This window comes from Sneathiella sedimenti, from assembly GCF_017313765.1.
GTDB lineage: Bacteria > Pseudomonadota > Alphaproteobacteria > Sneathiellales > Sneathiellaceae > Sneathiella > Sneathiella sedimenti.
The window spans coordinates 162556-176376 of record NZ_JAFLNC010000003.1; the positions used below are offsets into that span (position 1 = coordinate 162556).

A 13821-nucleotide genomic window follows, 5' to 3' on the forward strand; every position below is an offset into this window, starting at 1 on the left:
ACACGAATAATCATACAGGAAGTCACCTATGGGCCCGATTTCAAATAGCTATATTTCGCAACGCATTAAGCTTCACTATGTGGATTGGGGAAACCCGGAGGCGCCGGCTTTGTTGCTAGTACATGGAGGGCGTGACCATTGCCGGAACTGGGACTGGGTGGCAGAGGAATTGCGTCATGACTGGCATGTCATCGCGCCGGATTTGCGTGGCCATGGAGACAGCGGATGGTCGACCGACGGTAATTACAGTATCCAGAGCTATGTCTATGATATTGCGCAGCTAATCCATCAAAAGGAGTTGAGCCCGGTAACGATTGTTTCTCATTCCATGGGAGGTAATATCGCTCTTCGCTATACAGGGCTTTATCCGGAAAACGTTCGAAAGCTTGTCGCGATAGAAGGCCTTGGATCATCGCCCAAGATGATAAGGGAGGCTCAAGAAACTCCGGTCGCAAAACGCTGGCGCGACTGGATCGATCAAAAGCGGGCGGCAAGTGCCCGGACGCATCGCCGGTATGAAACATTTGAGGACGCCCTTGCGCGTATGAAGGCTGAAAATAAGCATTTATCGGAAGAACAAGCCCTGCATCTGACAACGCACGCGGTCAACCAGAACGAGGATGGGACGTTCAGCTGGAAGTTCGATCATTATATGCGTGTCTGGGCGCCATTTGATATTAGCCAGGAAGAAACCCAGAAATTATGGGGAGAAATCACCTGTCCGACAATGCTGTGTTACGGCAATGACAGCTGGGCGTCAAACCCGATAAAAGATGGACGGATCAAGCATTTCAAAAGTGCAACCGTGAAAAATTACGAAAATGCCGGTCACTGGTTGCATCATGACCAGTTCGAGAAGTTCATGGCAGACCTGAAAGAATTCTTGTGATGAGTTGATTTGGGCCTCATGGCCGAGAGTTTACCGCCGACAGATTGATAGCCTGTCGGCGGGACGGATTTTTAGAGCTTATCCCAAACGGTATACGCGGTTTGCGGTATCGTGAAATAAGTCAGCTTTTTCAGCGTCGCTGTAATTGGCCGTCAGTCGTTTAAACGAGTTCCATAGTACATTATAGCTACAGCTCACCTTGTCGACCGGGAAATTGGATTCAAACATGCACCGCTTGGGACCAAACTGTTCAATTACATGTTCATAGAAACGCCGTGTTGCCTCCATCAATTCAAGGCTTGAAGGCGGGCGTTGCTTCATATGCCAGTCGAAGCCATTAATCTCCATGGCGAGACCGCCAAGCTTTGCAACCACGTTCGGGCATTTCGCCAGGTCGGTTATCGCGTTTTTCCAGGCCGGAAAATAGTCGTCCTGTTTCCCTTTATAGGGTCCGATACCAAGGGGGCCGCCAAAATGATTGAGGATGATGGTTGTCTCTGGAAAGGCGCGTGCAAGATCCGCTAGCTGGGGTATTTGCGGATGATAACACCAGCCTTCAAAGCTTAAATTTCGCGGCGCAAGAGTTGCGAACCCTTCGCGAAATTGGTCATTCAGGTACAAGTCTTGGATTGTTGTTGGTTGGGAATTCGGTACATCCTTGCTTGGGTCCCAGCAAGCCCGATGGCGAATGCCGCGAAATCGACCGCCCCCCGCGGCGATGTGGGCATCCAGTACAGGACCAACAGCATCGCCGAACATCAGGTCAGCCAGACCAACAATGCCCGCGGCAACACGCGGCTTACCATAAAGCCCGGATGCACTCATTGCCGCAATACCATTAACGAATTCGGTTTCGCCAACCGGTTTCAAGTTGTCGGGGCCGCTTGATCGGTACATCGACCCACATTCTATGAACACGGTCGAGACGACGTTGTGACCACTCGTCACGTCGGTGAGAATTTCATCGAGAAGGTACCGCTGGGACGCTCTATCGCTCCGTGAATCCCACAAATGATGATGCGGGTCGCAGATCGGTAACTCGGGCTCTAATGTTTCTTCAACCGTGAGGTTAAGCCAGTCGAAATTTGTTGGTTTGATTGTCATTTTTCTTTTCCTAGCACAATGAGTAATCCATGGATCTTCGCAAGCGGAGCCTGGGGAGAATTGGCTTTCCGGTCCGGCTATCCTGTGGGGTTATTATAAACGACCTGAGGCGAATGCAGAGAGGTTTTGCAAGAAATGGTTGAGTACAGCATCCGGAACTTCCTGGATTTACGGTCTTGCCGTATAAACTACGATACAGCTATCGGGTCAGGCCAGGGAAATTATTCTGAACGCTACGATTTGCTGACCCTAGGGTTTGCAAATATACTTTAGGATACATCTTGCAGATACGACTTGATAGGCACACTTCTTCTAGACGGTGGATCAACTGCCCCGAGAGCATTTAAATTGGATTACATTTACATTCTAGGCGGCTTGATCGGTCTTTTCTTCGGGGGCGAGCTGTTGGTGCGCGGTAGTGTGGGAATTGCTCAGCGTATGGCTATTCCTCCGCTCCTTATCGGGCTTACTGTGGTCGGCTTTGGCACTTCTACACCAGAACTACTGGTATCGGTCGATGCCGCCTTGCACGGTGTGCCGGATATTGCGATCGGCAACATCGTTGGGTCGAACATTGCGAATGTTCTCCTGATCATCGGCCTTTCGGCGCTGGTCTGGCCGATCCGCGTGACCGGGGCGACTCTGCGGCGAGACACGGTCGTCATGGTGATGGCAGCGCTTGTTCTTGTGCCGATCTTTGCCAGGGGCGAAATGGGGCGGGTCATGGGCATGATGTTGATAGCCGGGCTCGTATTTTATCTGATTTGGGCCTATCGACAATCTGCCGGAGCACTCATTGAAGCTGTTGACCTTCAGGCTCCCAGATCAGTGTCCATTTCCATTTTCTGGGTAATCGCGGGACTTATCGCCTTGATGTTTGGCGCTCGTTTGTTGGTGGACGGCGCGGTCTCAGTCGCGCGAGGATTTGGTATTTCTGAAGCCTTCATCGGCCTGACTATCGTCGCCGTGGGTACATCGTTACCTGAGCTTGCGACTTCCCTCATTGCCGCTTTTCGTCGGCAGTCGGAGATCGCCATCGGTAATGTTGTCGGTTCCAACATTTTCAACATTTTGGGCATTCTCGGTGTTACCGCTGTGATAACACCGGTTCCAGTGGCATCGCGCTTCCTGACCTTTGACCTGCCGGTCATGATTGGCGCATCGATTTTACTCACCCTCCTCTTGCTCACGCGTCCGGTCATTGGACGAGGGACCGCTGTATTCTTTCTTGTCAGTTATCTATTATATGTGTGGATGGCGCAGTGAAGCCTAGCTTTGGCAGGTTCTGGGTTACATTTATTGTCTCTAGGGGGCTGTTCTGCAAACCGAACAAGGTCTCCGTCTCAACTTAACCGGAACCGGTCAACCCTCCTGTTCAGGAATGTGATCGCATCAGGGCGACCTGTAATCCATATTGTACGTTCTGTAATCCACCATCGATATTTTCCAACAGGCATCTTCTCGCCATTTCGATGTTCCCTTTTTCGATGGCGTCGATAATTTCCAGATGCTCACGACAGGTTTCCCCAATTCGTCCGTCACGCTGAAAATCGATAGTCCTAAAGAACAGTAATCGTTCGCTAAGAGACCGTAAGGCATTCAAAATAACTTTGTTACCTAACAATTCCGCGAGACCTTCATGGAAGTCCTGATCCAATAGCGCGGCCTTTGCAGGCTCCGGATCCACACCTGCTTCATGAGATTTCTGGATATCTAGCCACTGAACTTTCAACGCTTTCAATCCGGCCTGCCTCTGCTCTAGAACACACAGCCGCTCGATCACGTATAGCTCGATGGCTTCGCGAAACTCGTAAATGTCCCGAACTTCTTCAAAGCGAACTTGCTTAACCACAAATGAGCGGTTTTTTCGGCGCTCTGCCAAACCAGCGGATTCCAGCATTTGCAGGGCTTCGCGCACAGGGCTACGGCTGACACCAAATTCCTCGCTCAACTCTTCTTCAACCAAGAGTGTGTTGGGGGGGTACTCCCAATTCAGGATTCGTCGCTTTAGAGTATCTGATATTTTTTGTCCCAAACTTATCTTGGTTTTGCCACTCTGCTTTGCCCGTTGTTCGGTTTTAGAGTTTGATTTCACTGACAATATTTTATTTCACATTTCTATATTGAAAACAAAGGCTTAGTCGCGAATTATTCGTGTGCCCGCTTTGCCTGTCAAGGCTAGTCCCATAAGAGGTAAGCTGGTGATAATACCATTGGCTCCCTCCCTGTGTTCAACAAAATCCGCAAGGGCTGTAACTTTGGGCTTCATGCTACCAGCCGGGAATTCGCCGGAGGCACAATGGGCCCTGGCCTCGCTCACAGTCATGGTTTCTATTTGCCGTTCGTTAGGTGTATTGAAGCCCAGGCTGACACGGTCAACCCCGGTCGGTAAAATCAACATATCCGCGCCAATGTCTTGGGCCAGCAGCGCAGACGAAAAATCTTTATCGATAACGGCTTCAATTCCCTCAATTTCGCCCTTCACATTTTCAATGACCGGTATGCCGCCACCGCCAAGGGTAATTACCAAAAAATCGTCAGCGATCAGTTTGCGGATGGAATTGACCTCAATAATATCGATGGGCTTTGGCGAGGGCACCACACGTCGCCATCCCCGACCTGAGTCCTCAATAATACTCCAGCCATTTTTTTTAGCGAGCGCTTCGGCTTCCTTTTTACTATACCATGATCCGATGGGCTTGGTGGGATTAGAAAAGGCTGGATCATTTCGATCAACCAATGTCTGGGTAACAATGGCGATAGGATCGCGCTTGATGCCCCGTCGCTTGAATTCGTTACGCAGGGCCTTACAAAACATGTAACCGACTGCCCCTTGAATATCCGCGCCCGCATAGTCCATGCTCACTTTTGAAACATATTTCTCGCTCAGTTCTGAACGCCGCATGATGAAGCCCACTTGAGGACCGTTCCCATGTGTTAAGAGCACATTCCAGCCCTGTTCGATCATATCGGCGATGTTGATGGCTATCTTCTGAACGACCGCAAATTGATCATTCAGGGATACATTTTTAGCATCTGGAATCAGAGCGTTTCCACCGATAGCAACAACAGCAAGATTATTGGTCATCAGATGATCCTCACTATTACGTATTCAGATTGTAATAAAGTGCTCTTAGTGCCTGGGTAAAACACTCAAGGGGCGCCGCTGTCAGCCCGGCACCGATTTGTCCGACGCCTGCATCTTTATGAGCAATCCCCGTGTTGATAATTGGCAGGATCCCGGTATCAACAACTTTACGAATATCAATGCCCGCGGCCGTTCCTGCAAAATCCAGCATGGGCAAGGTGAACGCGGAATTGCGGCCAAGGGTAATGCGCTGCATCTTTCGAGAGTTCTCAACCGCTTGGGCCACATCTCCGCCCACGAACTGGACGATAGCCGGGGACGCAGCCATAGCAAACCCGCCAACACCGGCAGTTTCGGTAATCGCACTATCACCTAGATCGGGAGCTGCATCAGCGCCCGTATATCCGGGAAAGAACAATCCTTCCACCAGCGGGGCCTCTGTCACAAACCAGCGGTCGGGAAATGCCGAAATACGGATGCCGAATTGAACGCCATTTCGCGCCATAACCGTAACCATGCTCGAATTCTCGACACCGCTTGCAGCATCAAGCATGGATTTACACGCCGCCATGGAGAGGTTTAGGAAGAAGTGATCGTTGCCGGCAATAAAACTGAGGGCTTCGCTAATTTGGGCCTTATCGGCACTGCCTTGCAGCGCGGCGGGGGCGAGTTTGCGAAAAAATAGCGATGTCGCCGCCGCATTGCGGTTGTGGACCTCATCCCCCATGTGCAGGGCCGAAGCCATCAAGGGCTTGAGTTCGAGGCCGCCCATGATCTCAACGGCTTCCTGCAGCACCGGAGCTAGAACGTCGGCCATCCAGCGCAAGCGGTTCAGTACATCATCACTATAGGCACCAAAACGAAGTACCTTGCCAAGTCCTTCGTTGAAGTTGCAGTAGGTTAAATTCCCTAACATCTCGTTCTTAACAATCCATACCGGCATAGATGGGCTGATTATCCCGGCCATTGGCCCGACGGCGTTTAAATGCTGCGCGGGTGTCAGCTCAATATCACCATTCTTGGCAAGTTTTTGTGCGTCTTCGGCGGTGCTGGACCAGCCTTCAAACAAGATCGCTCCTATGATAGCTCCTTGCTGTGGGCCACACATATCACGCCAAGCCACGGGGGGGCCGGAATGAAGAATTTGTTTGGAACCCATACCGGGTATGGAGTCAACGGCCGTCCCAACCCCTGTCAAGATTGGGTTGGCTTCAAGGTAGCGTGAAAAGGCAATCTCGTTGGCGGCTTCAACAATCGGGTTATTGGTTATTTGAGCCAACTGCCAGGCAGTTTCAGCGACACCCCCCGCGGGCGGTTGCCATTGGCAGGAAATAACAGGAACGGAATGGGCAACAAATGGATCAGCAAATTTTGCTAGTCCCACGTTGATCACGTTCAATGGATCACTAATAATGTTTTTCATTGTTGACTCCGCTTAACAACTTGCAGGGCAAGAATGACCGCTTCCGCATTACTTGCGCAAAGCGTTACACCCTCGGCTTCCAGCTTTGCCTTCTGATCGGCAAGATTTTGTGGATCGTTAACAGTGCCGCAAATTGAGGCAATATAGGCTGGCCCGGATCCCTTTAGGGAGGTTCTGGCGGCTCCGATGGTTTTTGCCAATTCCCCGGCGGGATCATCGTGCGACCCATACCCCAGGACAACATCCAAAAGAATGACGGCAGTCTCCGGGTCATTCGCTTCCTGCAGGATGCGTTCATTGCGGGGAGTCGGGTCAATCATCGGATGGGGTTTGCCGCGTGTAAATACATCATCTCCCAGGTCAATCACAGTGTGCCCTTCGCTTCGGAAGGGCGACGTCATTTTCTGGGCATTGCCGACGGGGCCATTGGAACAAATATCCGATAGATGGTTCTGTAAAAGCAATTGCGCCTCATAGCAAAAGGTGCCGCCGGTATATAGTCCACGCAAATAGCGTTGTGGTGACTTGATGGTTCGGGCAATAATTTTGCTGCGTTCATTTATCCCGAGATCGTCAGGTCCGGCGCTGGTAAAATCTGCTGCTTCTCCTTTATCAAGAGCGACAGCCCGGTGGGCGGCTTCTTCCAGGGTACTGGCGGCTGTGATGTGCGGGCCCTTGATTTGGCTTGCGTCAGCGCCCAGGAAGTTTACGACAATAGGCTTTCCGGTTTTACTGGCAGCGGCAAGAACTTTATCCGCAACTTCTTTCGCCGGAGGTTTTGAAATCAAGGTTATGACCTTGGTTTGAGGATCATTTGCCAGCGCATGAATGCCTGCCAACATAGTCAGGCCACCGACCTCTTTGGACAGATCATGCCCGCCTGTCCCAATGGCGTGGCTGACACCCGAGCCGAGTTGATCAATCAGGCTTGAAACCTGCTGGATGCCGGTGCCCGAAGCCCCGATAATACCTATATTCCCCTGGCGGACCACATTTGCGAAAGCCAGTGGGACACCGCTAATAATGGCGGTGCCGCAATCAGGCCCCATGAATAAGAGACTTTTTTCGGCGGCGTATTTCTTTAATATAATTTCCTGTTCGACTGAGATGTTATCGGAAAAAAGCAACACATTCAGTCCGGCCCGCAAGGCTTTCATGGCCTCCGCCGCGGCAAATTCCCCAGGGGTGGAAATCAATGCCAGGTTGGCCATCGGAGCTTCTTCCAGTGCACCAAGCAAGGAGGTTGGCGCGAGACGCTTAACGCCGCCACTCGACTCTGAGGACTCCTTGGGCGCGAGTGCAATCTCGGCAGCAGTGAAGGCGTCATCCAATGCCTCTGGCTTGCCCTTTATGACAAATAGCAAATCACTGGGTTTCGTGTTGGGGCGGGCATCCAATAAGCCGCTTTCCAACAGCAAATCCAGATTGGTGGTTGTTCCCATCAGCCCCGATGCCTGCTCGATGCCGGGCATGTCGGAGATGGTTGCCGAAATGCGCATAAGTGCCACGGAATCCTGATAGATGTTTTGGTAAATTTTCGTCCTCGTTTCCATGGATACTCCTAGTGGTAACAGTTGTTCGTATCTTCGAGTCTGAACATCGATGACGGATGGGGTTGATGGAAAACTAGTAGGCCGTTAAGTAATCCCCAGGCTCCATCGCAGCCTGAACTGGCGCCAATGCTTGTCGCCTGGTGAAAGATCGCGCAAACCTTGGCGGGCTCGGCATCATGCATCAGTACGTTGCGTAGCTGAATTAGCGGGTTGTGAAATGAGCCCCTCAAAGCATCCTTCAGCAATAGGCGACTGACCAAAGTGGTGTTTCCCAGGTGGGGCCGTAAAGCGACTGCCAATGACTCTAATAGGGAACTCTTTAGGCCGTGCAAGGCGCAACAGAGACCTACCAGCATATCATCGCCACTCGGTGTCAGGCCTGGGCCGGCACCAATCACGCCGGCCAGTAGTTTGTCATCCGGTTTATTGTGACTGTGCAAATCTTCAACAAAAGCGTCGAAGCGGGTTTGAGCGGCGATTCGGAGCGGGAGGGCATTTAAATTTGTCTTCTCTTTCTGCAGGGCGTCTCGCACGAACTTGCAGGATAGATCATTAATTAAAATACTTTCGGGAGGAGGAGGGCTGCTCCAACTATCCTTCTGGCTCTCTGTTAACCGAAGGGATGAGATCCCCGTCTTTGGAAAATGGAGACCGAGTTGATCACAGCGGACCATCATACCCGGTTTTAGCCGGGCAAAGAGGTGGCGCGCAGACCGTTTCTCTAGAGCAAGACAGCGTTCTCCAATGTTCTCCTCTCCAGCTATTAAAGTTTTCAGGGTTTCCTCATCAGAGTCACGTACGCAAACGTTAACGGCCTCAGCGTAGGTGCTATGAATTTCACCCTGCCAATTACCCTCAAAACCTATGCCTGCTCTGATAATCATCAACGATCCTCTTGTTTGAGAAAAGCAAGAGGATGATTTCAATCTCTTGCTTTAACGGTTTTACCTGAACGCTCTAATAACCTCGCTGCTGTCCGTAACCCAGCCGAAGATTCCGCCCTGAGCCTTGATCATCTCAAGGGACATTTTATGAAATTCCGGGAAATATGAGCCGGTTGCATCCGAGACAACAACACATTCATATCCACGATCATTGGCTTCGCGGACAGTAGTCGTGACGCACACTTCTGTTGTTACACCGCAGACAATCAGGGTTTTGATGCCCCGGTTCTGCAAAATTAAATGGAGGTCCGTAGCCCAGAAGGCGCCCTTGCCAGGCTTATCAACTACGGGTTCATCATTAAGTGGATAGAGTTCCGGTATAATATCGTGACCTTTTTCGCCGCGAACCAGGATACGGCCCATGGGGCCAACGGAACCAATGCCGCCATCAGGTCCCGGGCGACCACGTTCAGCCTTTGTTGGCGGGAGATCGCCCAAATGGGGGGCGTGACCCTCTCTGGTGTGAATGACACACAATCCTTGGTGACGCGCCATATCCAGCAGCTTTTTTGTTGGTTCAATGGCTGTGCGCACAAGCGTTACGTCATTACCCAAGGCTTCGCCGAAGCCGCCGGGTTCGACAAAATCGCGTTGCATGTCAATGATTAATAACGCGGTGTGCTTTGGGTCAAATACCAGTTCATAAGGCTCAGCCTGAATTTTTCGAGTCATAATCTTCTCTCTTGTGCGGTGAGTTATTTTTTGGAATCCATGTAAGCTCGCCAGTCACCAAAACTAGAAATTTCCTTGTGGATTCCTTCTGCGTGCTCGCGCGGAAAAAGAATGCCGTCCACAGTACGACCATCTTCAAGTTTCACAGGACCGCAATAGAGATGCGGTGGTTCGCCTGCCTCAACTCTGGCCCAGATCTCATCACTCATACGATAATATTCACCGGTAACCGAGACGCCGTTTTCTTTTTCAGGATCTACTTCAAACATGCCCGGGTGGACATCACCGATGGAAAATAACCGATAACAAGGCTGGGTTCGGAATTCACCGAGAAACTCAGCACCCTCCAGGTTGGAGTGCAAGCCTAGCCCACGCATCAATGTGCCATTGACAAAAAGTTCCTTCACAAGACGTCCTTTCTTTTATTTTGACTAAAGGTTGGGGGAGAGAATGTCTCTTTCCCTCCCCAGTTTATCAGGACACCACTGATCAAGGTGCGTCATCATCGACGGGCGTCCAGTCAACACCTTCCTCCTGTCGCAAGCTCACGTACGCCAGCATCAGAGCGAGCAGAGCATAACCTAGACTGACGGACGGGCTGGCATTTATGGCCAGTTGTGATCCGTGGATAAAGCCTAAGAAGGACAGAACGGCCGCAATACCGGCATAAACAGCGGCCCAATTGAACTTGCGCTCAATTATGAACACACCAATCGCGCCGAGCATCAAGCCGGCGAGGATGGAGCCGCCGCCGAGGGTTTCGACACCATGATAAAGCACATTGGCTGAATTCAGGTTTGCAATACCAATTTCGGCTACGCTTGTTCCGGCGACCTGTATCGTACCGTCAATCTGCGTCTTGGCCCATTCGGCGATACTCGGTATTGTTGCCAAAATAATGGCCGGTGCATGTGCTTTTGGTGTGCATTGAAAAGCCTGGGCACCGATGACCAGTCCAATGAACAGCAAGATTGGTAGTATGGCAACCAACGGAATAACAGACAATAGCAGCGCCGTAAGACCGAAGAAACAAATCACGGCTACCGAAAAGCCCGTCGCCAGGGAATAGCCAATTCGTCCACCAACTGCTTTCCAGCCTGGATGGCCAATATAGACTGCGGGTGGGAACGGAGAACCAAGCAACGATCCGACGACAGCGCCACCGCCATCCGCCAGAAGTACAGGGCGTAAATTGAAATCATCGCCAGCAGCGGCAGCGGATTCAATATTGTTTATGGCTTCGGTGAAGTTATAGATACCCAGCGGAATAGCAGTAACCAACAAGGGCCAGACTTCACCAAGGGAAACGGCAAACACATCGCCAGACAAAGTCGGCATATAAAAACTGAACGTATCCATGGCTGAGCCAACGGCGGAAGGGACCATTAGGTCGCTATAGCCGAGGAACACTGCTCCCCACGCCATTGCCGTTCCAACGATGACAGCGGCAAGTCCGCCTGGGATACCAAATGGCATACGCACTTTGCCAAGCCAGCTCAGAAGAATGATACCGAAGCAGACGATAGCAATCCATGGGACTTCATACATCTGGAAGGCGGGCCGCATCGAAATGAAGGCAATGGAAATACCCGCCAGCGTTCCAAGCATTGCCGCGCGCGGCGTATACTTGCGAATGGTCGGTCCGACAAAAGCACCGATCAGCACGATTACACCAATTATCAATGCCCAGATCAAACCCATCTGCCAGGCTAGTATTGGATCATTCGTTTTCAAATAGGTGGGAAGCATGACCAGAAACACCACAATAAACATGTGGGGTACACTTGGACCATACGGCAAAGCCGCTACATCTGAGCGACCTTCTTTCTGCGATAATTTATAGGCCAGATAGGCATAAAATAAATTGCCAAGCGGTAGTGCGATACCTAGTGCCGGGAGAATTCGACCGTATACAGTCGTTTCCGGCATTTGAACGACGTAAAGGGAAAGTCCCGTCAGTACCAGTACGTTCAGCAAAATATTTGTGAAAAGCCCAAAGAATGCGTTCCAGTCACCTGGGGTCCACAGCTTTGGCTTGTCAAAAGTTTCTGTGCTCATAAGTGCCTCCATTTTGGCAACCTTGAAAGGCTGGGAGTGCTTCACTGTATGTCGATATTTCAACCGAACGCAGAACAGAAAAATTTCAACAGTACACTATATAGAAATTTTCCATCTTCGTTGCCGCCCCCCCCCCTGTACGACAACTAGAGACAAACTCTCGCGCAATTGTCGACAATATAGTATATTTTATTGAATACAAGAAAAATATGATGTTTTAAAAATACCTATGCGGGCATTTCCATTCTATTTTGTGTTAAAAGTCCAAATCCTTACTGCTATTTCAAGATGTTAAGTTGGCGTGTAAACATGAAAATAACCGCCCATTGTGTGATGAGGACCAGAAGCGCCTGGCTTCATTTTTTAAAGACCGACAGACGCGATCCCCCTACAATGACGCCTACATCAGGACTTACCAATCGCGGCAATCCGGAGTGAAAGATGGCAGAACAGGTTTATTACATTCCCCATGGTGGTGGCCCATTGCCAATAATGGGTGACGATAGCCACAAAGGTATCATTGACTTGATGCGAGGCATGGAGGATGAGGTTGAAGGTAGCCGCGCAATCATATTGGTGACGGCGCATTGGGAAGGGCAGGTTGTTCTTCTTTCCGGAGCCGCTAAGCCGCCGTTACTGTTTGACTATTATAACTTTCCGCCGGAGACATACAGGTATAACTATCCCGCATCCGGTGCCCCCGCCCTTGCCCAGGAAGCGAGCGCACTACTGAGCGCTGCGAGCATCGATAATCAGATTGATACTGAACGGGGTTTTGATCACGGAACATTTGTGCCCATGATGCTCATTCGGCCGTCGGCGGATATACCGATCCTGCAGATGTCCCTGTTGGCATCCCTCCACCCTAATGCACATATCAAGATAGGGCTGGCTCTCAGCCCATTGGTGAAACAAGGTGTTACAATTATCGGGTCCGGCCTGAGTTTTCACAATCTGGGGGCCATGCTTGGCGGGCAAATGCCTAACCGATCTGAAGACGAACTATTTGATGCCTGGCTCAATGACACATTGGTTGGGCCCGGCTTTTCCAACGCCGAACGGACCACCAATCTTGTCAACTGGAGCAAGGGACCAGGCGCCAGATTTTGTCATCCTCGAGAAGAACATTTACTCCCGCTGCATGTTTGCTTCGGCGCCGCGTCCGGAGCGAACCTTGAAGGTAAAAACATCTATCGTGACAAGTTGCTGGGCTTCCACGTGTCCGGGTTTCGCTGGTCCGTCAATTAATAAGGCTATTCCGGCTGGTGTACTAAATCAGGCTATGGCGGACTTTAGCGGATACCCACTCGCTGATCATCACGGTCACAAGGATCACGATGAAGATTGTCGTTACCTGTCCCCAGGCAAGTACATTGATAGATGCTTGAAGTTTTAGGCCGAGGCCGCCGGCACCAACCAAACCCAGCACGGTGGACTCACGTATATTGATATCCCAGCGAAAAACCGTAATCCCGGCAAAAGCAGGCATAATCTGTGGCGTGATACCATAATCAAGGCGTTGCATTGCCGACGCTCCCGTCGCGTTGATTGCCTCAATCTGGGTTTCGTCAATTTCTTCGATCGCCTCATATAACAGTTTGGCAATAAACCCGATGGAGCGGAGCGCAATAGCGATGATACCAGCAAATACCCCTGGGCCGATTACTGCCACCAATAAAAGCCCCCAGATCAACGCATTAATCGACCGCGAGGAAACGATTATAAATAATGCTACTGGGCGGACAAAACGGATACTGGGCGTCGTGTTGCGTGCCGCGAGAAATGCGACCGGCACGGCCATGACTATCGCCAGCAATGTTCCCAGCGTCGCGATATTGATGGTATCCCACAATGGGCCCCATAGTTCATTCATATAGTCTAGTTTCGGGGGAAACATGCGCGACCCGATGTCGGCCGCCTGCCGGGGGGCATCTGCAACAAAATACCAGATAGTGTCTTTTGTCATCACTTGCCAGCAGAAAACGAACAATGCAACAAGCGCCAGCCAGCCGACCCACATCAAGAGTCTGGTTTTAGGTGTCCGATGCATCCAGACGGGGGCGCCGGCTTCTGATTTTTTTATCGGCATG

Annotated in this window: 13 protein-coding genes; 3 read left to right on the forward strand and 10 right to left on the reverse strand. The window is 51.0% G+C overall.

Annotated elements, in window-relative coordinates; genetic code table 11:
- The first annotated feature begins 28 nt into the window (after positions 1 to 28).
- Positions 29 to 889, forward strand: a complete 861-nt coding sequence (locus tag J0X12_RS10065) for an alpha/beta fold hydrolase (RefSeq protein WP_207045106.1) — start codon at positions 29 to 31, stop codon at positions 887 to 889.
- Positions 890 to 967: 78 nt separating this feature from the next.
- Here J0X12_RS10065 and J0X12_RS10070 read toward each other — a convergent pair whose 3' ends face one another.
- The gene (locus J0X12_RS10070; RefSeq protein WP_207045111.1) at positions 968 to 1993 is read right to left on the reverse strand and encodes an amidohydrolase family protein; all 1026 of its coding nucleotides are present in this window, start codon (positions 1991 to 1993) and stop codon (positions 968 to 970) included.
- Positions 1994 to 2341: 348 nt separating this feature from the next.
- Between J0X12_RS10070 and J0X12_RS10075 the strand changes: the two genes are divergently transcribed.
- Positions 2342 to 3259, forward strand: coding sequence for a calcium/sodium antiporter (locus J0X12_RS10075; RefSeq protein WP_207045122.1), 918 nt, complete (start codon positions 2342 to 2344; stop codon positions 3257 to 3259).
- Between the two features lie 109 nt (positions 3260 to 3368).
- Here the strand turns inward: J0X12_RS10075 and J0X12_RS10080 are convergent, their stop codons facing one another.
- From J0X12_RS10080 to J0X12_RS10115, 8 genes are all read right to left on the reverse strand, one after another.
- Positions 3369 to 4088 (reverse strand): GntR family transcriptional regulator, encoded by a 720-nt coding sequence (locus tag J0X12_RS10080; protein ID WP_337925151.1) that lies wholly within the window; start codon positions 4086 to 4088, stop codon positions 3369 to 3371.
- A gap of 42 nt (positions 4089 to 4130) precedes the next feature.
- Positions 4131 to 5081, reverse strand: coding sequence for a carbamate kinase (locus tag J0X12_RS10085; RefSeq protein WP_207045136.1), 951 nt, complete (start codon positions 5079 to 5081; stop codon positions 4131 to 4133).
- A gap of 16 nt (positions 5082 to 5097) precedes the next feature.
- The gene (locus tag J0X12_RS10090; protein ID WP_207045138.1) at positions 5098 to 6504 is read right to left on the reverse strand and encodes a YlbE family protein; all 1407 of its coding nucleotides are present in this window, start codon (positions 6502 to 6504) and stop codon (positions 5098 to 5100) included.
- Positions 6501 to 8057: an acyl-CoA synthetase FdrA gene (gene fdrA, locus J0X12_RS10095; protein WP_207045140.1), complete on the reverse strand. Its 1557-nt coding sequence runs from the start codon at positions 8055 to 8057 to the stop codon at positions 6501 to 6503. Before fdrA ends, J0X12_RS10090 begins: the two co-directional genes overlap by 4 nt.
- Positions 8058 to 8065: 8 nt before the next feature.
- Complete coding sequence (locus J0X12_RS10100) at positions 8066 to 8941, reverse strand: oxamate carbamoyltransferase subunit AllH family protein (RefSeq protein ID WP_207045141.1); 876 nt, start codon at positions 8939 to 8941, stop codon at positions 8066 to 8068.
- A 60-nt stretch (positions 8942 to 9001) separates the two neighbouring features.
- Entirely contained in the window at positions 9002 to 9673 is a 672-nt protein-coding gene (locus J0X12_RS10105; protein ID WP_207045143.1) for a cysteine hydrolase family protein, read from the reverse strand.
- 23 nt (positions 9674 to 9696) lie between these two features.
- On the reverse strand, positions 9697 to 10080 hold the full coding sequence (locus tag J0X12_RS10110; protein ID WP_207045155.1) for an allophanate hydrolase-related protein: 384 nt from the start codon (positions 10078 to 10080) through the stop codon (positions 9697 to 9699).
- Between the two features lie 82 nt (positions 10081 to 10162).
- Positions 10163 to 11731 (reverse strand): hypothetical protein, encoded by a 1569-nt coding sequence (locus J0X12_RS10115; RefSeq protein WP_207045157.1) that lies wholly within the window; start codon positions 11729 to 11731, stop codon positions 10163 to 10165.
- 441 nt (positions 11732 to 12172) lie between these two features.
- Between J0X12_RS10115 and J0X12_RS10120 the strand changes: the two genes are divergently transcribed.
- Complete coding sequence (locus J0X12_RS10120; protein ID WP_207045158.1) at positions 12173 to 12979, forward strand: DODA-type extradiol aromatic ring-opening family dioxygenase; 807 nt, start codon at positions 12173 to 12175, stop codon at positions 12977 to 12979.
- 22 nt (positions 12980 to 13001) lie between these two features.
- Here the strand turns inward: J0X12_RS10120 and phnE are convergent, their stop codons facing one another.
- Positions 13002 to 13820, reverse strand: coding sequence for a phosphonate ABC transporter, permease protein PhnE (phnE, locus tag J0X12_RS10125; protein WP_207045161.1), 819 nt, complete (start codon positions 13818 to 13820; stop codon positions 13002 to 13004).
- Between the last annotated feature and the right edge of the window lies 1 nt (position 13821).